Origin of the sequence: Shinella yambaruensis (assembly GCF_022899355.1) — a bacterium.
GTDB lineage: Bacteria > Pseudomonadota > Alphaproteobacteria > Rhizobiales > Rhizobiaceae > Shinella > Shinella yambaruensis.
On the sequence record NZ_JALJCK010000002.1, the window covers coordinates 21,475 to 42,561 of the forward strand.

The window sequence follows — 21,087 nt, forward strand, 5'->3', positions numbered from 1 at the left end:
AGGGGGGTGCCACGGCCCCCAGCACCACGGAGGCCACCCGATGACCGACGCCCCCCTTCTCAAAGTCCGCGACATCTCGAAATTCTACGGCGCCCGCATCGGCTGCCAAAATGTCTCCTTCGATCTCTGGCCGGGCGAGGTGCTGGCGATCGTCGGCGAATCCGGCTCGGGCAAGACGACGCTGCTCAACTGCCTCGCCACCCGCCTGATGCCGACCTCCGGCTCCGTCGAATACCGCATGCGTGACGGGCAGATGCGCGACCTCTCCCGCATGAGCGAGGCCGAGCGCCGCTTCCTGATGCGCACGGACTGGGGCTTCGTGCACCAGAACCCGGCGGACGGGCTGCGCATGGCGGTTTCGGCCGGCGCCAATGTCGGCGAGCGGCTGATGGCCGTCGGGGAACGCCACTACGGCAACATCCGCGAGACGGCAGGCAACTGGCTCGGCCGCGTCGAGATCAGCGTCGACCGCATCGACGACCAGCCGCGCGCCTTTTCCGGCGGCATGCGCCAGCGTCTGCAGATCGCCCGCAACCTCGTCACCGCACCGCGCCTCGTCTTCATGGACGAGCCGACGGGCGGCCTCGACGTCTCGGTGCAGGCGCGCCTGCTCGATCTCCTGCGCGGTCTCGTGCAGGACCTCGGTCTCTCGGCGATCATCGTCACGCACGACCTTGCCGTCGCGCGCCTGCTCTCGCACCGCATGATGGTGATGAAGGACGGCGTCGTCATCGAGCAGGGGCTGACCGACCGCGTGCTCGACGATCCGCGCGAAGCCTATACCCAGCTCCTCGTCTCCTCGATCCTGCAGGTCTGAGAGCATGGACCCGGAAAGTGGCCGCCGGTTTTCGGACAGGACCATGCGTCGAAAGGAAAAATGACATGCCGACCCCTCTCGTTGTCTCCGAAGTGGCCAAGAGCTTCACCATGCATCTTCGCGACGGCATCCGCCTGCCGGTGGTCTCGAACGTCGCCTTCTCGGTGAAGGCCGGCGAATGCGTCGTGCTGGGCGGCCCGTCCGGCATCGGCAAGAGTTCGCTGTTGAAGATGGTCTACGGCAACTATGCCGTCGACAGCGGCCAGATTCTCGTCGACCACGAGGGCAGGCTGGTCGACCTCGCCACGGCCGATCCGCGCACGATCCTTGCCGTCCGGCGTGCGACGCTCGGCTATGTCAGCCAGTTCCTGCGCACCGTGCCGCGCGTCGCGGCCGTCGATGTCGTCGCCGAGCCGCTCACGGCCCGCGGCGTCGCGGCGGCCGAGGCGAAGGCGACGGCGGAAGCGATGCTCGCGCGGCTCAACCTGCCACGCGAACTCTGGCAACTGCCGCCCGCCACCTTCTCCGGCGGCGAGCAGCAGCGCGTCAACATCGCCCGCGGCTTCATCACCGATCACCGCATCCTGCTGCTCGACGAGCCGACCGCCTCGCTCGACGCGACGAACCGCGCCGTGGTCGTCGAGATGATCGCGGAGAAGAAGGCCGCCGGCGTGGCCCTTCTCGGCATCTTCCACGACGAGGATGTGCGCGAAAAGGTCGCCGACCGCATCGTCGACGTCTCCGCCTTCTCGCCGCGAAAGTCCGCGGCATGACGAGGCTGTCCGAAACGCCGCTGGTCCACCCGACGGCGAACGTCGCCGGCAGCATGCTCGGCCGTTACACCGAGATCGCCGAGCGTTGCCGCATCAGCGAGGCCGAGATCGGCGACTATTCCTATATCATGGAGGATGGCTCGGTCTGGTGCGCGACGATCGGCAAGTTTGCCAACATCGCCGCCTCGGTGCGCATCAACGCGACGAACCATCCGGTGTGGCGGGCGACGCTGCACCATTTCACCTACCGGGCCAACGACTATTGGCCCGACGCGGACCACGAGAGCGATTTCTTCGAATGGCGGCGCGCGCATCGCGTCACCATCGGCCATGACGTGTGGATCGGCCATGGATCGACCATCCTGCCGGGTGTCACGATCGGCAACGGCGCCGTCATCGGCTCGGGCGCGGTCGTCACGAAGGACGTCGAACCCTACATGATCGTCGGCGGGGTCGCGGCGAAACCGATCCGCGAACGTTTCTCCCGAAGCATTGCGGAACGCATGGAAAAACTCGCCTGGTGGGACTGGGATCATGCCCGGCTGCGCACCGCCCTCGACGATTTTCGCAAACTTGACGCAGAAGCCTTTCTTGCCCGTCACGGCGGGTGAGGAGGCCCTTCCGATGCCGGAAATCCAGGCCTGTGGACTGTTATCTTTCCGACATGAAACTGACATTGCCCCTTCATCAACAGCGTTTAGAGCCAGTCCCGGAAACGACGAGACCCGGCCCTTGGCCCGGCCTCGATCCGACACGGGAAAAAAGGGATCCACCATGTTTCGACTGAAGAATGTCACCCGCCGCTTCGGCGAGCGCGTTGCGGTCGACGATGTGACCTTCGACATTCCGCAGGGCCAGATGGTCGGCGTCATCGGCCGCTCCGGCGCCGGCAAGTCCACCATGCTGCGCATGATCAACCGCCTTGCCGATCCGAGCGAGGGCTCCATCCACTTCAATGACGTCGAGGTCTCCGCGCTGCGCGGTGCGGCATTGCGCAACTGGCAGCGCGACTGTGCGATGATCTTCCAGCAGTTCAACCTCGTGCCGCGCCTCGACGTGCTCACCAACGTCCTGCTCGGCCGCCTCAACCACCGTTCGGCCGTCCTGAGCATCCTCAATCTCTTCACCCGCGAGGAGCGCATCATGGCGATCGCCGCGCTCGAGCGCCTCGGCATCGAGCAGACCGCGCTCCAGCCGGCCGGCACGCTTTCGGGCGGCCAGCAGCAGCGCGTGGCGATCGCAAGGGCGCTGATGCAGGCCCCCAAGATGCTGCTCGCCGACGAGCCGATCGCCTCGCTCGATCCGCTCAACGCCAAGATCGTTATGGACGCGCTGCGCGACATCAACGAGCGCGAGGGCATCACCGTCATCACCAACCTGCACACGCTGGATACAGCGCGCGCCTATTGTGAGCGCATCATCGGCATGGCGCATGGCCGCGTCGTCTTCGACGGTCCGGCGCGCGACCTCGACGCCGAGGCGGTGCGCACGATCTACGGCACGGGCGCCGATGGGGCGGCGATCGACGAGAGCGTCACCTCCACGGCGATCCGCAACCCGGCCCGCCAGGACAACACCAAGGAATCCGCCGGCCCGACACCGCTGGCACTGGCCGGCCTTTGAGCCGACCGGGATCGATCGGCCCGCGTGAAGGGCCATCATTTTTCAAGAGCCCGGCGAAGCCGGTCAAACAGGAGAAAGACCATGCTGAAGAAAGCTCTTCTCGGCGCCGTCGCGCTCATCGCGCTCGCCGGCCATGTACAGGCTGAAGACCTCAAAGAATTCCGCGTCGGCATCATCGGCGGCGAGAACGAAGCCGACCGCCTGCGCAACTACCAGTGCCTCGGCGATCACCTGAAGGCCGAGCTCGGCTTCGAGAAGGTCTCGTTCTTCCCGGCCGCCGACTATGACGGCGTCATCCAGGGCCTGCTCGGCGGCACGCTCGACTATGCCGAACTCGGCGCGTCCGGCTTTGCCAAGATCTACCTCGCCAAGGCCGACGCCGTCGAGCCGATCCTGACGACCGTCCAGACCGACGGCTCGACCGGCTACCACTCGATCATGGTTGCCCGCAAGGATTCCGGCATCACCAAGCTCGAAGACCTGAAGGGCAAGAAGCTCGGCTTTGCCGATCCGGATTCCACCTCCGGCTACCTCGTGCCGCTCGTCACGCTGCCGGAAGCCATCGGCGGCCCGGTCAAGGAATATTTCGGTGAAACCGGCTTCGGCGGCGGCCACGAGAACCTCGTCCTCGAAGTCATGAAGGGCACCTTCGATGCCGGCACGACCTTCGGTTCGGGCGTCGGCGAGTGGAAGGACGGTTACACCTCCGGCAACCTGCACAAGATGGTCGAGAAGGGCATTCTCGACATGAACGAGCTCGTCGAACTCTGGAAGTCGCCGCTGATCCCGAACGGCCCGATCGTCGTTCGCACCTCGATGGCCGACGAGACCAAGGCGAAGTTCAAGCAGTTCATGCTCGACCTGCCAAAGAAGGACGCCGCCTGCTTTGCCGCCGTCATGGGCGGTGACTTCACCTCGTTCACGGAAGTCAATGTCGACTTCTACAAGCCGATCATCGACGCCCGCAAGGCGACGATCGGCGGCTGATCGCCAAACAGTATCCGGCGCCGGCCGCAACCCGGCCGGCGCCTTTTGCTGACGTCGTCACCCCACTCTCGACGTCATCCTCGGGCTTGACCCGAGGATCCACGCCGCATCCGGAGCGTGGATGGTCGGGTCAAGCCCGACCATGACAGAGGAGAGGTTGCGGACTTATCGACGATCAGACGAGCGCACACAGAATTCTGCCGAGACGGACAGACCATGGCCATGAACACGCTTCACGACGGCTTCAGCGAGAAGGGCGCGCTCATCGAGCGGCACTGGCAGGAGCTGAACGCCCGCCGCAGGCTCTATACCTGGCTCGGCCTTGCCATCCTCGCCATGGCGCTCACCGGTTCGCTCTGGTTCGCCAACGAGACCAATGCCGGAAAGTTCTTCGACCGGCTGCCGCATTTCTTCGATTTCGTCGGCGACATGGTGCCGCGCGACGGGCTGGAGGTCTTTCGCGCGCTGTTCGACCTGCCGTCGCCCTATGACGACGGCAGCTTCAAGTACAACTACCCGGAGGGGCGGCTCTACATCACCGGGAGCCTCTATGTGCCGGAATATTTCCACAAGATGCTGGAGACGCTGAACATCGCGCTGTTCTCCACCATCATCGGCATGGTCTTCGGATTCCTGCTCTGCTTCCTCGCGGCGAAGAACCTCGTCGCCAATCGCCTGCTGCGCGGCTTCGTGCGCCGCTTCATGGAGATCCTGCGCGCCTTCCCGGAAGTCGTGCTCGCCGGTTTCTTCCTCGCCATCCTCTCGCTCGGCCCGCTGCCTGCCGTCATCGCCGTGTCGATCCACACGGTCGGGGCGCTCGGCAAACTGTTCTTCGAGGTGGTCGAGAATGCCGACATGAAGGCGGAGGAGGGGCTTCGCGCGGTCGGTGCGAGCTGGGTGGAGCGCGTCTGGTTCGGCATCGTGCCGCAGGTGCTGCCGAATTTCATGAGCTACTTCCTGCTGCGCCTCGAGATCAACGTGCGCGCCTCGACCATCATCGGCGCCGTCGGTGGCGGCGGCATTGGCGAATTGCTGCGTCTGTCCATCGGCCAGGGGCACCAGGCCAAGACGCTCGCCATCGTGCTCCTGCTGCTCGTCACCATCGTCGCCGTCGACCAGTTTTCCGCCTGGCTGCGCCGCAGGCTCGTCGGCGACCACGCCTTCCGGCTGGCCCAATAGGAGAGCGCCATGACGACCCTCAATCCCGCTCAGATGGATGAGATCGCGGCACGCCACCCGGCCGTCTTCCACCGCTCGTTCTGGCAGCGTTTCCGCGTCGCCGTCATCGCCGGCGGCTTCGTGCTCTATGCGCTCTACTGCTGGTGGTTCTTCGCCATCGGCCATGTGCTCGGCACGGCGAACTGGAACATTGCCGGCACCTATCTCGCCGACTGGGTCTCTTACGAGGTGCGCCCGGAAGTGACCATCGATCCCGACGGCGCGATGAAGCTGACCTATCCGCGCTTTTCCCCGCTCGGGCCGAATGCCGAGCCCGACTGGGTCGAGATCGAGCGCGGCACGATGATCCGCACCACGCCCTCGACCGGCGCTGCGGCGGACACTGCCCAAAAGCCCGCCTCGATGGGCTTCATGGGAACGGGCGGCACCATCGGCGGTTCGGCCGCCGCCGCCAATGCCATGGCGACCGCGACCACCCGCGAGGAGGAGGTGGTCAGGCGCGCGAAGATCACGCTCAATTCCTCGACGAGCGTCGAGGTCGTGCCGGACCGGGTAACGGTGCGGCATTCCGGCGAGACCCTGCTCGTCGATATCGCCGGCTCCGATATGACGGTGGAAGGCGCTCTGCCGGCCTGGGCGACGCAGAAGGCGCCGGGCGAGAAGATCACGCTTTCCTTCGGTGTCGCCGGCTGGGGCGAGATCGAGCCGGACGACATCTCGATCCGCAAGCGCTTCTTCGGCTGGGCGAACTTCCTGTTCGACACGAACTCGCCCTTCCACGGCAAGCCGCTATCGGAGGTCTTCTCGCTGGTGACGTCGGGTGAGCGCATAGACCCGAAGCAGTCGAACCTGTCGCTTGCCTGGGGCAACATCCTCTACAATGCGGAATGGCAGCATCTCGATGTCTGGACGAAGCTGCTCCAGACCATCGTCATGGCCTTCGTCGGCACGCTCTTCGCGATGCTGCTCGCCTTCCCGCTGGCGTTCCTCGCCGCGCGCAACATCACGCGCAGCTGGATCTCCAACCAGGTGACGAAGCGCCTCTTCGATTTCCTGCGCTCGGTCGACATGCTGATCTGGGCGCTGTTCTTCACCCGTGCCTTCGGCCCGGGGCCGCTCGCCGGCATGTCGGCGATCTTCTTCACGGATACGGGCACGCTCGGAAAACTCTATTCCGAGGCGCTGGAGAATATCGACGACAAGCAGCGCGAAGGCGTGAAGTCGGTCGGCGCGGCGCCGGCCGCGGTGCAGCGCTTCGGCGTGCTGCCGCAGGTCATGCCGCTCTTTGCCTCCCAGGCGCTTTATTTCTGGGAATCGAACACCCGTTCTGCCACGATCATCGGCGCGGTCGGCGCCGGCGGCATCGGCCTCAAGCTCTGGGAAGCGATGCGCACGAATTCCGACTGGGAGAATGTCGCCTATATGGTGCTGCTGATCCTCATCGTCGTCTTCGTCTTCGACGGTATATCCAACGCGCTGCGCTCGCGCCTGATGGGCAAGCCGGCGCATTGAGCGACGAAAGACCTGGCGTGGCGGCATGATGCTGCCACACGAATCCCTTCAAGTGCCGACGCCGCCGGTCCGGCGGCGTCAAATGACTGCCACAGGAATGAGCCATTGCGTTACGCCCTCTATTTCACCCCGCCCGCAAGCGACCCCTTGACCCTTGCCGCCCAGCGCTGGCTGGGGCGCAATGCATTTACGGGGGCGGCGCTGGAGCAGCCGGCCGTGAACGGCTTCGATGCGGCCGCGCTTGCCGGCCTGACGGCCGATCCGCGCCGCTATGGCTTCCACGCCACGCTGAAGGCGCCTTTCGCGCTTGCCGAGGGGCGCAGCGAAGCGGAACTGTTGGCCGAAATCGGCCGCTTCGCCGCCGAGGTCGAGCCTTTCGAGATTCCGCAGGCCGTCGTCGGCCGCCTCGGCTCCTTCTTCGCGCTGGTGCCCGGCGATGATTGCGAGCCGCTGCAGGCCTTTGCCGGCGAGGTGGTGCGCCGCTTCGAGCGTTTTCGCGCCCCGCTCACCTCCGCCGACATCGCCCGTCGCAAGCCGGACGAACTCACCGCCGAAGAGCGCCAGAACCTCGTGCAATGGGGTTATCCCTATGTTTTCGACACGTTCCGCTTCCACATGACGCTGACAGGACGCGTCCCCGTGGAGCGCCGCGCGGCCGTCGAGGCCGCGCTGCTTGCGCATTTTTCCGATTTCCACGAACGTCCGCTGGCGATCGAGGGTTTGGCGCTCTTCCGCGAACCCTCGCGCGGCGCTGATTTCACCGTCCATTCGCTCTTCCCGCTGACAGCCGGAGCCAACAGAAAGACCGCCTGACATGACCCGCGAAACCGTTCTTTCCAATGCCCGCATCGTGCTCGAGGACCGGATCCTCGATGGCACGCTGGTGCTCCGCGATGGCCTGATCGCGGATATTTCCGAAGGTCCCTCCACCGCCGGCGAGGACATGGAGGGCGACTTCCTCCTGCCCGGCCTCGTCGAACTGCACACCGACCATCTCGAAGCCCACTACTCGCCGCGCCCCGGCGTGCGCTGGGGCCTGACGGCGGCGATCCAGGCGCATGACGCCCAGGTCGTCACCTCGGGCATCACCACCGTCTTCGACTGCCTGCGCATGGGCTCGGACGAGGACGGCGGCTTCGAGCAGGGCGAAATGCGCGCCATGGCCGATGCCATTGCCGACGCGCAGGACGAGGACCGCCTGCGCGCCCAGCACCTCATCCACCTGCGCTGCGAGGTCTCGACCGACAACGTGCTCGACCACTACGCGGAATTCGAGGACGACCCGCTGGTCCGCCTCGTCTCGCTGATGGACCATGCACCCGGCCAGCGCCAGTTCCAGACGCTGGACCAGTACATCCTCTACTACAAGAAGAAGCGCGGCCTGACCGACGACGAATTCGCCGCCTTCTGCAAGCGCCAGCAGGACCTTTCCGCCCGCTATGCCAAGCCGCACCGCGATGCCATCGCCGCCTCCTGTGCGGCCCGCGACATCTCGGTCGCCAGCCATGACGACGCGACGCTGGAACATGTCGAGGAGGCGATCGGCTACGGCATCCGCCTTGCCGAGTTCCCGACCAGCTTTGATGCCGCCAAGGCCTCGCACGGCGCCGGCATGAGCGTCCTGATGGGCGCGCCGAACATCGTGCGCGGCAAGTCGCATTCCGGCAATATCGCCGCCCGCGACCTCGCCACGATGGGCGTGCTCGACGTGCTCTCCTCCGACTACGTGCCCTTCAGCCTGATGCATGCGCCGTTCATCCTCGCCGACGAGGTCGAGGGCATCGACCTGCCGCGGGCGATCGCCATGGTCTCCACCACGCCGGCCCGCACCGTCGGCCTCGACGATCGCGGCGCCATCGCCAGGGGCCTGCGCGCCGATCTCGTGCGCGTGCGCCGTCCCTCCGGCGTTCCGGTCGTGCGCTCGGTCTGGCGGCAGGGCAGGCGGGTCGCGTGAACAGGAAGGCTGAAATTGCTGGAGCGCAGCCGCTGCCGGTTGCGGCCGGCACGATGGTCGTCGTCGTCGGCCCCAGCGGCGCGGGCAAGGACAGCGTCATGTCCTATGCCGCCCGGCATTTTGCCGGCGAGCCGCGCCTCGGCTTCGTGCGCCGCGTCATCACCCGCCCGCCGGATGCCGGCGGGGAGGCGCATGAGGCGGTCGATGCGGCCGGTTTCCAGGCGCGGGCGGCTGCCGGCGCCTTTGCGGTCTCCTGGGATGCGCACGGCCTTTCCTACGGCATTCCGCGCGAAACCCTCGACCAACTTTCGGAGGGCATGACGCTGGTCGCCAATGGCAGCCGGTCGGCGCTGCCCGCCTTCGCCGCGGCCTACGGGCGGCTGAAAATCGTGCAGATCACCGCCCGCGCCGACATCCTCGCCGCGCGCCTCGCCGCCCGAGGCCGGGAAAGCGCCGAGGCCATCGCCCGCCGGCTCGATCGCGCCGTGCCCGAGATCGCCGCTGCCGATACGGTCGTCATCGACAACAGCGGCGCGCTGGAAGAGGCGGGCGATGCCTTCGTGCGGCTGCTTGCCTCCGCCCTTGCACGGAACGATTAGGGCATTTCCGCTTTTCTCCGAATCGCGAAAACGCTCTATCTCCTTGTTTTGCCGCATTTCCGGACGCAAAACCGCTTCGCACTTTTGCTGGAAATGCTTTTGGGCTCCGGCTCAGTCCGCCTTCAGCGCCTTGAAGGCGGCAAGCGCCCGTTCGCGGGTGCGGCCATGGTCGACAATGGGCTTCGGATAGGTCCTGCCGAGATCGACGCCGGCGCTCTTCAGCGCGGCCTCCGGTGCGGCGAAGGGCTTGTGGATCCAGGCGGCATCCAGGTTTTCCAGTTCCGGCACGAAGCGCCGCACATAGCTGCCGTCCGGATCGAATTTCTCGCCCTGAAGGATGGGGTTGAAGATACGGAAGAAGGGCGAGGCGTCCGCGCCCGAGCCGGCGACCCATTGCCAGTTCGCCGCGTTCGACGCCGCATCGGCATCCACCAGCGTGTCGCGGAACCATTTCTCGCCGTGCCGCCAGTCGATCATCAGGTGCTTGATCAGGAAGGAGGCCGCGATCATGCGCACGCGGTTGTGCATCCAGCCGTGCCGCCAGAGCTGCCGCATGCCGGCATCGACGATCGGATAGCCGGTCAGTCCGCGCGTCCAGAGCGTGAAGGCCTCGCCGCGTTCCTTCCAGGGGAACGCATCGAACCGGTCGTTCCAGTTCTTCTCCGCAAGGGCGGGAAAGTGGAAATGCAGGTGGTAGCAGAATTCCCGCCAGGCCAGTTCCTTGCGGAAATGGACGAGATCGCCGGTCGGCGCGTCAAGCCCGCGCGTGGCGTGCCAGATGCGGGCCGGGGAGATTTCTCCGAGCGCCAGATATGGCGAGAGCATCGAGGTGGCGTCGAGGGCGGGGCGGTCGCGGTTGGTGCCGTAGCCGTCGATCGCGCCGTTGACGAAGGCTTCGAGACGGTCTCGCGCGGCCGCTTCGCCCGGCGTCCAGACCTCCCGGAAGCGCGCGGCCCAGTCGGGTCTTGCCGGCGTGAGGCGCCAGTCCTCCAGGCGCTCCGACGCTGCGGCTTCGGAAAGGGCGACCAGCCGTGCCGGCGGGTCGATCGGCTCATCGGGTTCGCCGGCCCGTTCCAGCGCCTTCCAGAAGGGCGTGTAGACGCGGAAGGGCTTCTTGTCTCCCGTCAGCAGGCGTGTTGGGTCATGCAGCAACTGGCCGGCGAAGCTGATGGCGGCAAGGCCGCGCGCCTTGAATGAGGCCTTGATCGCACGGTCGATCGCCGTGCCCGGTGGATCGTGCCGGCGGTTCCAGTGGATGGTGTCGGCACCGGTCTCGGCGATCAGCGCGTCGAGGATCGCATCGGCCGGCCCGCTGCGCAGGACGAGCGGCGCGCCGAGGCCGGAAAGGTTGCCGGCAAGCGCGGCAAGGGCATGGTGCAGCCACCAGCGCTGGGCGGCGCCGAGCGGGCCGGTTCCGGCCTCCGCAGGCTCCAGGATATAGAGCGGGATGACGGGACGACCGGTTTCGGCGGCGGCGGCCAGCGCCGCATTGTCGTCGATGCGCAGGTCCTTGCGGAACCAGACGATGACCGGAGCGTGGTGCGTTGCCATCGGGCGGTCACCTCTTTTGCGGCAAGGGGCGGGTCAGGATGAAAAGGGCGCTAGCCGAGAGCACGAGACCGACCACGACCGCAAGAAGAGGCGACGGCGCCGTGCGATAATAGAAGAAACCGTAGCTTGCGACGATGAGACAGATGGCGATCGTCTTTGCGCGCGCCGAGATCGCCCCCTCGCGCCGCCAGTTCGTCAGCGGTGGGCCGAGGGTGCCGTGGTTCAGCAGCCACCGTTCGAGGCGTGGCGAGGAACGGGAAAAGCACCAGGCCGCAACGAGCAGGAACGGTGTTGTCGGCAAGAGCGGCAGGAACACACCGACAATGCCGATCGCCGTCATCAGCAGGCCTGCCGCCATATAGATCGATCGCACCGGGAATCCTCGTTTCAGTCCGCATCGACCGTTCACATAGAGCGTCGCGGCGCCGTCTCCAAGGGCGCCGATGCCGCAGCGGCGAGGGAACGGCTCACGGGAAAGGATCGGCGCGCAGGGCCGGAGCGTGAGAGGGCGTGGGGTACGGATCGGACAAGACCTGAAGCATGCCCGGTGAAAGCCGGCTTACCGGACGCGATCCGGTCTCTTGTCTTTGCCGCATTGTCCAGCGCTGAAACGATGCCGCTTCGGCTGGAGGAATATCTCGATCCAATCGCCGACTGCCGAGGATGCCATGGGGGCCGGAGGTCCGCGGGAAATGAAACCGACACGCCATGCCGGCTGTACCGGCATGGCCGTTTCTGCCGCGTGACGAGGGTCAGGCTTGCTTGCCGTTCGTCGTGGCCTTGACGGATTTCGCCTTTGCGACGGCCTTGGCGGCGATCGGCTTTTCCGCCGCGGCTTCGGCCTTCTTCCGCGGCTTGGCCGCTTCGGATTTTTTCGCCTGTGCCTTCTCGGAGATCTCGATCAGCGGCTTCCTGGCACCGGCCTGCCTGGTCTCCGGGGTGAGCGCCACGCGTTCGAATTCGTCGCGCTCGTGCACCGCCTGTTCCCAATGCTCGGCGTCATGGCCGTGGGGCCTTCCCGCCTCTTCCCAGAGCGTATAGGCCCGCTTGCTGATCCATTCCCTTCGCGCATCCGTCATCGCTAATCCCCGTTCGAGAGTGAACTGACGCCGTGCCGCCGATGTGCCGCTGAGAGGGGCAGGATCGGGACACGGAACTCGCTGGACGGCCGGGAAGATATCGACCGGCGGGTCCAGATATTCGGCGCACCGTGCGCTCCGGGCATCGCCCATGGGAGCAGGTCTGCTTCATGCGATTCGCTCATCTAGAATGCGCCCAAAGCGGCATGGCATCAAGCGCGCGGGGGTGCGACAGGATGACGACCTGCGGGCAGGGAAAGCAAAAACATGCTGCCGGCCGCGGCAAATCGGCGTAATTCCGGAAAAGTTTCATGCTTGCGGGTGGACAGCGCCAATCCTGCCAACGTATTGTCCGGATGAGAGAATATTCAATGCGGGCGACGGATTCGAAAGGCAGGGCGTTTGGCAGCGACAGGGCAACAGCATCGACCTGTTCGTCGGGCTTTTTGCCTCTTCTGCACGGCGCTTACCTGTCTTTTGCTGTTGATATCCATGCTCTCGGTGCCTTCTGCCACCGGTGCCGGTTCGAAGATGCTTCGTTACGGTATCCAGAAGACTGCAGGCCACCCTTCGGCGCTTCCCGATGCCGAATGCCGCAAACGCATCGTTGCCGGGAAAATGACGCCGCTCGACAGCGCAGGTGCCGATCCCGCCTGCCTGCCGGCGGGGGAGGCTTTCGGCCCGAAGGGCGTGATGGCCGCCATGGCCGTCGTCGCGCCTTCTGGCTCCGGCATCGGCCGCATGGAGATGCGCGGGGCGCGTGCCCCTCCGTTGAATCTCGCCTGACGACCGCTCCGATCGTCCCGTCGGTCGCGCGCGGTCTTCCCGATATCGCCGGCGTGCCGGCGCATGAGAAGCTCTGACGTTCGAAAGCGATCGATCAAACGATGACAGGTGAAATGACTCTGGTCCTGCTGGTCTGCCTTCCCTTCGCGGGAAGCCTTGCGGCGACCATTCTGCTGCGGACCGATTCGAGGGTCCTTGCCGCGCGCATGTCCGGTGCCGTGGCCTTTGTCAGCCTGGTGCTGACCGCCGCGCTCTATCCCGCGGTGCGCGACGGCGGCAGGGTCCGGCTCGATCTCGAATGGCTGCCGCAGCTCGGGCTCAACGTCACGCTTAGAATGGATGGCTTCGCCTGGCTCTTTGCGATGCTCATCACCGGCATCGGCTGCCTCATCGTGCTCTATGCGCGCTACTACATGTCGGAGGAGGATCCGGTCCCGCGCTTCTTCTCCTTCCTGCTTGCCTTCATGGGTTCGATGCTCGGCATCGTGCTATCGGGCAACGTCATCCTGCTCTCGGTGTTCTGGGAGCTGACCAGCATCTTCTCCTTCCTCCTGATCAGCTACTGGCACAACAATGCCGCCGCCCGCGACGGTGCGCGCATGGCGCTGACGATCACCGGCATCGGCGGCTTCTGTCTGCTCGCCGGCCTCCTCGTGCTCGGCCATATCGTCGGCAGCTACGATCTCGACGTTGTGCTTTCGTCCGGCGATCAGATCAAGGCGCATCCGCTCTACCTGACGGCGCTGGTGCTGATCCTCATCGGCGCGCTGACGAAGAGCGCGCAGGTGCCGTTCCACTTCTGGCTGCCCAATGCGATGGCCGCGCCGACGCCCGTCTCGGCCTATCTGCATTCGGCGACCATGGTGAAGGCGGGCGTCTTCCTGCTCGTGCGGCTCTGGCCGGCGCTGTCGGGCACCTATGAATGGTTCATGCTGGTCGGCATCGCCGGTGTCAGCACGCTGATCCTCGGCGCCTATTTCGCGATGTTCCAGCAGGACCTGAAGGGGCTGCTCGCCTATTCGACGATCAGCCATCTCGGTCTCATCACCACGCTGCTCAGCCTCGGCAGCCCGGTTGCGGCCGTCGCGGCGATCTTCCACATGATGAACCACGCCACCTTCAAGGCCTCGCTCTTCATGGCCGCCGGCATCATCGACCACGAGACCGGCACGCGCGACATGCGACGATTGAGCGGGCTCTTCAAGTACCTGCCGATAACGGGCACGCTCGCCATGGTGGCGAGCGCGGCGATGGCCGGCGTGCCGCTGCTCAACGGCTTCATCTCCAAGGAAATGTTCTTCGCCGAGGCGGTTGAGACGCATGCCGATTCCGTGCTCGACCGCATGCTGCCCTATGTCGCCACGCTTGCCGGCGCCTTCTCGGTCGCCTATTCGCTCCGCTTCATCCACATGGTCTTCTTCGGCCCCGAGCCGACCGACCTGCCGAAGCCCAAGCCGCACGAGCCGCCACACTGGATGCGCTTCCCCATCGAGTTCCTGGTGCTCGCCTGCCTCGTCGTCGGCATCATCCCGTCGCTCTCGATCGGCCCGTTCCTGCATTCGGCCGTCGTCTCGGTGCTCGGCACGCGCACGCCGGAATATAGCCTCGCCGTCTGGCACGGCATCAACACCCCGCTCATCATGAGCATGATCGCGCTCATCGGCGGCGCCGCGCTCTACGCGGTGCTGAAGGACTATCTTGCCAGATGCGACGACGGCCCGCCGCTCTTCCGCCATCTCGGCGGCCAGCGCATCTTCGAGCGCGTGCTCGTCACGGTCTCCTGGAAATGGGCGCGCTGGCTTGAGAGCCGCCTCAGCACCCGCAATCTCCAGCCGCAGCTGCGCCTCGTCGCGGCGGCCGGCTTGCTGGCGGGCGTCGTGCCGCTCTACATGGCGGGCTTCGCGCCGACGCCGCTGGTCTTCGGCGACATCGATCCCATCTTCGCCGCCATCTGGAGCATCGGCGCCTTCTGCGCGCTGGGTGCGGCCTATCAGGCGAAATACCATCGCCTTGCTGCGCTCGTCCTGCTCGGCGGCGCGGGCATCACGACCTGCATCACCTTCGTCTGGCTCTCCGCGCCGGATCTTGCCATCACGCAGCTCGTCGTGGAAATCGTCACGACGGTCCTGCTGCTGCTCGGCCTGCGCTGGCTGCCCAAGCGCTCGGAGAAGGTCGACAACTCCGTCACCCTGTCGGCCCGCAGCCGCCGCTTCCGCGACTTCCTGCTCGCGGTCTCCTGCGGCTTCGGCATGTTCGTCTTCTCCTACGCGATCATGAACCAGCCGGTGCCGGACGCCATTGCCAGCTACTTCCTCGAAAAGGCCTATACGGAAGGGGGCGGGCGAAACGTCGTCAACGTCATCCTCGTCGATTTCCGCGGCTTCGACACGATGGGCGAGATCGCGGTTCTGGCCATCGTGGCGCTGACGGTCTTCGCGCTCCTGCGCCGTTTCCGGCCCGCGCCGGACAGCATCGAGAAGCCGGAGCAGCAGCTTATCCAGGCCGCCTATGACGCCGAACGCCCCGAGCGCTCGGCGGGCGACACGGTGCGCGACTACCTGCTGGTGCCTTCGGTCATCATGCAGTGGATGTTCCCGGTCATCATCACCTTCGCCATCTATCTCTTCCTGCGCGGCCATGACCTGCCGGGCGGCGGTTTTGCCGGCGGGGTCACCATGGCGATCGCCTTCCTGCTGCAATATCTGGGCGGCGGCGTGCGCTGGTCGGAGGACAGGCTGCGCATCCTGCCGCTGCGCTGGATGGGCGTCGGCCTGCTGCTGGCCGCGATCACGGGCATGGGCGCGTGGGCGTTCGGCTATCCGTTCCTGACGAGCTATTCGCAATATGTCGAGATACCCTTCATCGGCAAGGTGCCGGCGGCGACCGCGCTGTTCTTCGACCTCGGGGTCTTCTCGCTCGTCGTCGGCGCGACGGTGCTGATCCTCATCGCGCTCGCGCACCAGTCCATACGCATGCATCGGGTTCGCAATCTCGAAGCCCCCAAGGCGGAGGAGGCCTGATGGAACTCGTTCTTTCGATCGGTATCGGCATCATGACGGGCTCGGGCGTCTGGCTCATCCTGCGCCCGCGCACCTACCAGGTCATCATCGGCCTTTCGCTGCTGTCCTATGCGGTGAACCTCTTCATCTTCGCCGTCGGCGGGGTGAAATCCAATGCCGCGCCGCTGCTGGAGGAGGGCGTCGACATCTCGACGATGACCGATCCGGTGCCGCATGCCCTGGTGCTCACCGCCATCGTCATCGGCTTTGCCACGACGGCGCTCTTCCTCGTGGTGCTGCTCGCCGCCCGCGGCCTCACCGGCACGGACCATGTCGACGGCAGGGAGCAGCCGAAATGAGCGGCTGGCAGCAACACCTCATCATCGCGCCCATCGTCATCCCGCTCGTCGCGGGCGCGCTCCTCCTGTTCTTCGACGAGCGCGACCGCGTCCTGAAGGCGATGATCAGCGTCGTGTCGTGCCTTGCGCTCGCCGCGATCGCCATCAGCCTGTTCCGCCTGGCGAACAACGGCCCGGACAGTTTCGAGGGCGTCTACCTGCTCGGCAACTGGCCGGCGCCCTTCGGCATCGTGCTCGTCGTCGACCGGCTCTCGGCGCTGATGCTCGTCCTCGCCTCGATCCTCGCCATCCCGGCGCTGGTCTTCGCGCTTGCCCGCTGGCATGCGGCGGGTGCGCATTTCCATTCGCTGTTCCAGTTCCTGCTGATGGGCCTCAACGGCGCCTTCCTGACGGGGGATCTCTTCAACCTCTTCGTCTTCTTCGAGGTGATGCTCGCCGCGTCCTACGGCCTCCTGATGCACGGCTCCGGCTCCATGCGCGTCAAGGCCGGCATGCACTATATCGCCGTCAATCTTGCCGCCGCGCTCTGCTTCCTGATCGGCGTCAGCGCCATCTACGGCTCGGCCGGCACGCTCAACATGGCGGACCTTGCCGTGCGCATCGGCGAGATCGAGGGCGAGCGGCGCATGCTGCTGGAGGCCGGCGCCGGCATCCTCGGCATCGTCTTCCTGATCAAGGCGGGCATGTGGCCGCTGAACTTCTGGCTGCCGGGCGCCTACAGCGCCGCGACGGCGCCCGTCGCCGGCATCTTCGCCATCATGAGCAAGGTCGGCATCTATGTCATCCTCCGGCTCTCGCTGCTCGTCTTCGGGCAGGGGGATTCGGCCGGCCTCGGCCTCAACGTGCTGCTCTACGGCGGCATGGCGACCATCGCCTTCGGCACGATCGGGGTTCTCGCCTCGCAGGCGCTCGGGCGGCTGGCGAGCTATTCCGTGCTCGTCTCCTCCGGCACGCTGCTGGCCGTCCTCGGCTTCAGCAACGGCCAGGTGACGGCCGGCGCGCTGTTCTACATGGTCAGTTCCACGCTGACGATCGCCGCCTTCTTCATGCTGATCGAACTCGTCGAGCGCGGGCAGGATGCGGGCGCCTCGGTTCTCGCCGTGACCATGGAGGCTTACGGCGATGCGGACGAGGAGGACGAGGAGGTCGAGGTCGGCGTCACCATGCCCGGCACGATCGCCGTGCTCGGCATCTGCTTTGCCGCCTGCGGCATCCTGCTCTCCGGCCTGCCGCCGCTCTCCGGCTTCGTCGCGAAATTCGCCATGCTGTCGGGCATGATCGGAACGGGTGCGAACAGCGAAGCGCCGATCGCCGCGTCCGCGTGGTGGATCGTCGGCCTGCTCATCCTGTCGGGGCTGGCGGCGCTGATCTCGATGACCCGCGCCGGCATCCGCACCTTCTGGGCCTCGATGGAGGGCACCGTGCCGCGCGTCCTCGTCATGGAGATGGCGCCGGTCATGCTCTTGATCGCGCTGACGCTGGCGCTCACCATCAAGGCCGGTCCGGCGATGGGCTATATGGAGGAGACCATCCGCAACCTGCAGCAGCCGGCCGTCTATATCGACGCCGTGATCAATGCACGCCGCGCAGGGGTTGCCGAACCCAGCGGACCGGACGGCGGGGGAGGGATCTGACATGCTGCCCTATCCGTTGCTCAGCGCCTCGCTCGTCATCATGTGGCTCGCCCTCAACGGCTTCACGCCCGGCCACTTCATCCTCGGCTGCATCGTGTCGGTCTTCGCCTCCTGGGGCATGGCGGCGCTTCGCCCCGTAAAGCCGCGCCTGCCGAAATGGTATCTGCTGCCGAAGCTCGTCGGCATCGTGCTCTACGATATCCTGCGCTCGAACCTCGCCGTCGCCTCGATCCTGCTGACCGGCGGCCGGCGCAAGCACAAGTCCGGCTTCATCACCGTGCCGATCGAGCTTGAAAACCCGACGGCGCTGGCGGTGCTTGCCGTCGTCATAACGAGCACGCCCGGCACGGCCTGGCTGGAATACAATTCGCTCAGCAAGACGGTGCTGATCCACGTCCTCGACCTCGTCGACGAGGCGGAGTGGCAGGCGCTGATCAAGACCCGCTACGAGGCGCTGCTGATGGAGATCTTCAAATGAGCCACACGATCCTCGCCTGGTCGGTCACCATCGCGCAGGTGTTCCTCGCCATCGCCATGGCGCTTGCGGCGTTGCGCATGTTCCGCGGCCCGCGCGCGCAGGACCGCGTGCTGGCGCTCGATACGCTCTATGTGAACTCCATGCTGCTGCTCATGGTCTTCGGCATGCGCACCGGCAAGGTCATCTATTTCGAGGCTTCGCTCGTCATCGGCATGCTCGGCTTCGTGGCGACCGTCGCCCTTGCCAAGTTCCTGATGCGCGGGGAGGTGATCGAATGAACGTGATCGAACATGCGGGCGACCTGCCGGCCTGGGCGGCGCTGGCCGTCTCCTTCTTCCTCGTCGTCGGCGCCGGCCTGACGCTCACCGGCACGATCGGCTTTGCCCGCCTGCCGACCTTCTACGAGCGCATCCACGCACCGACGCTCGGCACGAGCTGGGGCACGGGCGGCATCGTCATGGCCTCGATGATCTTCTTCACCGTGCTCGCCACCCGTCCCGTCGTGCACGAGATCCTGATCGGCATCTTCGTGACGGTGACGACGCCCGTCACGCTGATGCTGCTCGCCCGCGCCGCCCTGCATCGCGACCGGGCGGAGGGCAATCCGGAGGTGCCGGCCGAGGCGCCGCTCGAACGGGAGGCCGAGGGGCAGCCCGCCGCGGGCGATTAGCCGCGAGGCTTTCCATTCCATCGTCATTCCCGGACGGGCCGATCTCTGATCGGCCCGTTTTTCATGGGCGATGAAGCTGCTCATGGATGATTGGCGCTTGACAGCCGAGGCGCGCCGCATAATGCTAAGATGTCAGACCAATTTGAGAAGCTGACGCGAAACAGGGGAATTGGCATCATGCCAGGCGAACCGAGCGACAGGCCGCAGATCGAGCCGTTGCCGCCCATCGACCGGGCGCGGCAGGTGACGGAGGCGCTCGCCTCCTATATCGACCGCGCCAGCCTTGCGGCCGGTGACCGGCTGCCGGCCGAACGCGAGCTGATGGCGGCGCTGGCGGTCGGCCGCTCGACGATCCGCGAGGCGATCCGCCATTTCCAGGCGCTCGGCGTCATCGAGAGCCGGAAGGGCAGCGGCACCTATCTCCTGAAGCCGATCACCACGGCGACGGTGCACATGCCGCTCTCCTTCGATGCGGCGCATCTGCGCGACGTGCTGCTCCAGACGCTGGAGGTGCGCCGCGGCATCGAATGCGAGGCCGGCATGGTGGCCGCGCGGCGGCGCACGGCGGAGGATGTCGCCGTCATCGAGGCGAAGCTCGACGAGATGGAGCGGGTGCATCTCTCCAAGGGCACGTCCGGGCCGGAAGACCTCGCCTTCCACCTCGCCATCTACGATGCCACGCACAATCCGCTGTTCAAGCAGCTTCTGGAACAGATGCGCGGCGCCTTCGAGCGTTTCTGGGAAAAGCCGTTCAACCGGCCGGACTTCGCCCGCCGTTCCTTCCCGTTCCACCGCACGCTCTTCAACGCCATCGCCGCCCGCGATCCCGAGGCGGCGCGGGCGGAAACCCTGAAGATCCTCGCCGTCGTCGAGGAAGACATCAAGGACATGTCCCGATGATCAACGGCGCCGATCCGTTCGACTTTGCCGCCCTCACCGTGGCCCATGACGAGGCGAACGCCTTCGACGCGGTGGTGCCGCCCATCGTGCAGACCTCGCTCTTTACCTTCAAGGACTATGACGAGATGGTGGCCGCCTATCGCGGCGAGATCGTGCGGCCGATCTATACGCGCGGCCTCAACCCGACGGTGCGCGCCTTCGAGGAGATGCTGGCAAAGCTGGAAGGCGGCGAGGACGCGTTGGGCTTTGCGAGCGGCATGGCGGCGATCTCTTCCACCGTGCTTTCCTTCGTCGAGCCGGGCGACCGCATCGTCGCCGTGCGCCATTGCTATCCGGATGCCTTCCGCCTGTTCGGCACGCATCTCAAGCGCATGAAGATCGAGGTGACCTATGTCGACGGGCGCGACGAGGAGGCGGTGGCAAAAGCCCTGCCGGGCGCCAAGCTGCTCTATCTCGAAAGCCCGACGAGCTGGGTGATGGAGGCGCACGATGTCGGCGCGCTCGCCGCCCTTGCCCGGCGCCACGGCATCGTCAGCGTCATCGACAACAGCTGGGCGAGCCCCGTCTTCCAGCGGCCGCTGACGCTCGGCGTCGATCTCGTGCTGCATTCGGCCTCTAAATATCTCGGCGGCCACAGCGACGTCGTCGCCGGTGTCGTCGCCGGCTCGAAGGAGCTGGTCGGCCGCATCCGCTCGGAGGCCTATCCCTATCTCGGCGGCAAGCTCTCGCCCTTCGACGCCTGGCTGCTGGTGCGGGGCCTGCGCACCCTGCCGATCCGCATGAAGGCGCACGAGGCCTCGGCGCTTGAAATCGCCAGGCGCCTGCAGGCGCTCGACATCGTCGACAAGGTCTTCCATCCCGCGCTCGCCAACCGCCTGCCGCCGGGATTGACCGGCACGTCGGGCCTCTTCTCCTTCACCTTCCGTGAAGGCATCGACATCCGCGCCTTCGCCGACCGCCTGACGCTCTTCAAGCTCGGCGTCTCCTGGGGCGGGCATGAGAGCCTGATCGTGCCGGGCGAGGTGGTTCTTCAGCAGAAAGCCGAGCCGAATTCCGCGCATGCCTTCGGCATCGATGCGCGGTCCGTGCGTCTCCATGTCGGCCTGGAGGGAACCGAGGCCCTGTGGAGTGATCTGGACGCGGCGATAACGGCCGCGACCGAAACCTGACGTCAAACTTCGAAGCAG

Annotated in this window: 22 protein-coding genes; 19 read left to right on the top strand and 3 right to left on the bottom strand. The window is 66.1% G+C overall.

Annotated features, from left to right (window positions below; translation table 11 throughout):
- Positions 1-40: 40 nt before the first annotated feature.
- From phnK to phnN, 10 genes are all read left to right on the top strand, one after another.
- Positions 41-817 (top strand): phosphonate C-P lyase system protein PhnK, encoded by a 777-nt coding sequence (gene phnK, locus MUU56_RS04025; protein ID WP_244766033.1) that lies wholly within the window; start codon positions 41-43, stop codon positions 815-817.
- Between the two features lie 65 nt (positions 818-882).
- A complete protein-coding gene (gene phnL, locus MUU56_RS04030; RefSeq protein ID WP_244766034.1) occupies positions 883-1,590 on the top strand; it encodes a phosphonate C-P lyase system protein PhnL in 708 nt (235 codons plus the stop codon).
- Positions 1,587-2,201 (top strand): DapH/DapD/GlmU-related protein, encoded by a 615-nt coding sequence (locus MUU56_RS04035; RefSeq protein ID WP_244766035.1) that lies wholly within the window; start codon positions 1,587-1,589, stop codon positions 2,199-2,201. The genes phnL and MUU56_RS04035 overlap by 4 nt, the downstream gene beginning before the upstream one ends.
- 163 nt (positions 2,202-2,364) lie before the next feature.
- A complete protein-coding gene (gene phnC / locus MUU56_RS04040) occupies positions 2,365-3,213 on the top strand; it encodes a phosphonate ABC transporter ATP-binding protein (protein WP_244766036.1) in 849 nt (282 codons plus the stop codon).
- A gap of 81 nt (positions 3,214-3,294) precedes the next feature.
- Positions 3,295-4,200, top strand: a complete 906-nt coding sequence (phnD, locus tag MUU56_RS04045) for a phosphonate ABC transporter substrate-binding protein (protein WP_244766037.1) — start codon at positions 3,295-3,297, stop codon at positions 4,198-4,200.
- Between the two features lie 222 nt (positions 4,201-4,422).
- Positions 4,423-5,379: a phosphonate ABC transporter, permease protein PhnE gene (gene phnE / locus MUU56_RS04050; protein ID WP_244766038.1), complete on the top strand. Its 957-nt coding sequence runs from the start codon at positions 4,423-4,425 to the stop codon at positions 5,377-5,379.
- A gap of 9 nt (positions 5,380-5,388) precedes the next feature.
- Entirely contained in the window at positions 5,389-6,891 is a 1,503-nt protein-coding gene (gene phnE / locus MUU56_RS04055; protein ID WP_244766039.1) for a phosphonate ABC transporter, permease protein PhnE, read from the top strand.
- A gap of 105 nt (positions 6,892-6,996) precedes the next feature.
- Complete coding sequence (locus MUU56_RS04060; RefSeq protein ID WP_244766040.1) at positions 6,997-7,704, top strand: DUF1045 domain-containing protein; 708 nt, start codon at positions 6,997-6,999, stop codon at positions 7,702-7,704.
- Between the two features lies 1 nt (position 7,705).
- A complete protein-coding gene (locus tag MUU56_RS04065; RefSeq protein ID WP_244766041.1) occupies positions 7,706-8,845 on the top strand; it encodes an alpha-D-ribose 1-methylphosphonate 5-triphosphate diphosphatase in 1,140 nt (379 codons plus the stop codon).
- 53 nt (positions 8,846-8,898) lie between these two features.
- Positions 8,899-9,444, top strand: a complete 546-nt coding sequence (gene phnN, locus MUU56_RS04070; RefSeq protein WP_244766628.1) for a phosphonate metabolism protein/1,5-bisphosphokinase (PRPP-forming) PhnN — start codon at positions 8,899-8,901, stop codon at positions 9,442-9,444.
- Between the two features lie 111 nt (positions 9,445-9,555).
- Here the strand turns inward: phnN and MUU56_RS04075 are convergent, their stop codons facing one another.
- The 3 genes from MUU56_RS04075 to MUU56_RS04085 all read right to left on the bottom strand — a co-directional run bounded on the left by MUU56_RS04075 (position 9,556) and on the right by MUU56_RS04085 (position 12,074).
- Entirely contained in the window at positions 9,556-10,995 is a 1,440-nt protein-coding gene (locus tag MUU56_RS04075) for a cryptochrome/photolyase family protein (protein ID WP_244766042.1), read from the bottom strand.
- Between the two features lie 7 nt (positions 10,996-11,002).
- Positions 11,003-11,368: a YbaN family protein gene (locus MUU56_RS04080; RefSeq protein WP_244766043.1), complete on the bottom strand. Its 366-nt coding sequence runs from the start codon at positions 11,366-11,368 to the stop codon at positions 11,003-11,005.
- 379 nt (positions 11,369-11,747) lie between these two features.
- A complete protein-coding gene (locus MUU56_RS04085) occupies positions 11,748-12,074 on the bottom strand; it encodes a DUF2934 domain-containing protein (protein WP_244766044.1) in 327 nt (108 codons plus the stop codon).
- Positions 12,075-12,476: 402 nt separating this feature from the next.
- Here MUU56_RS04085 and MUU56_RS04090 point away from each other — a divergent pair, with 402 nt between their 5' ends.
- The 9 genes from MUU56_RS04090 (at position 12,477) to MUU56_RS04130 (ending at position 21,069) form a co-directional block, all read left to right on the top strand.
- On the top strand, positions 12,477-12,860 hold the full coding sequence (locus MUU56_RS04090; protein WP_244766045.1) for a hypothetical protein: 384 nt from the start codon (positions 12,477-12,479) through the stop codon (positions 12,858-12,860).
- A 113-nt stretch (positions 12,861-12,973) separates the two neighbouring features.
- Complete coding sequence (locus MUU56_RS04095) at positions 12,974-15,880, top strand: monovalent cation/H+ antiporter subunit A (RefSeq protein WP_398431571.1); 2,907 nt, start codon at positions 12,974-12,976, stop codon at positions 15,878-15,880.
- A complete protein-coding gene (locus tag MUU56_RS04100) occupies positions 15,880-16,218 on the top strand; it encodes a Na+/H+ antiporter subunit C (RefSeq protein ID WP_244766047.1) in 339 nt (112 codons plus the stop codon). The genes MUU56_RS04095 and MUU56_RS04100 overlap by 1 nt, the downstream gene beginning before the upstream one ends.
- On the top strand, positions 16,215-17,852 hold the full coding sequence (locus MUU56_RS04105) for a monovalent cation/H+ antiporter subunit D (protein ID WP_244766048.1): 1,638 nt from the start codon (positions 16,215-16,217) through the stop codon (positions 17,850-17,852). Before MUU56_RS04100 ends, MUU56_RS04105 begins: the two co-directional genes overlap by 4 nt.
- Before the next feature lies 1 nt (position 17,853).
- The gene (locus MUU56_RS04110) at positions 17,854-18,330 is read left to right on the top strand and encodes a Na+/H+ antiporter subunit E (RefSeq protein WP_244766049.1); all 477 of its coding nucleotides are present in this window, start codon (positions 17,854-17,856) and stop codon (positions 18,328-18,330) included.
- Positions 18,327-18,608, top strand: coding sequence for a K+/H+ antiporter subunit F (locus tag MUU56_RS04115; protein ID WP_244766050.1), 282 nt, complete (start codon positions 18,327-18,329; stop codon positions 18,606-18,608). The genes MUU56_RS04110 and MUU56_RS04115 overlap by 4 nt, the downstream gene beginning before the upstream one ends.
- On the top strand, positions 18,605-19,000 hold the full coding sequence (mnhG, locus tag MUU56_RS04120; protein WP_244766051.1) for a monovalent cation/H(+) antiporter subunit G: 396 nt from the start codon (positions 18,605-18,607) through the stop codon (positions 18,998-19,000). Before MUU56_RS04115 ends, mnhG begins: the two co-directional genes overlap by 4 nt.
- A gap of 177 nt (positions 19,001-19,177) precedes the next feature.
- Positions 19,178-19,900, top strand: coding sequence for a FadR/GntR family transcriptional regulator (locus MUU56_RS04125; RefSeq protein ID WP_244766052.1), 723 nt, complete (start codon positions 19,178-19,180; stop codon positions 19,898-19,900).
- Positions 19,897-21,069, top strand: coding sequence for a PLP-dependent transferase (locus MUU56_RS04130; protein WP_244766053.1), 1,173 nt, complete (start codon positions 19,897-19,899; stop codon positions 21,067-21,069). The genes MUU56_RS04125 and MUU56_RS04130 overlap by 4 nt, the downstream gene beginning before the upstream one ends.
- Positions 21,070-21,087: the final 18 nt, after the last annotated feature.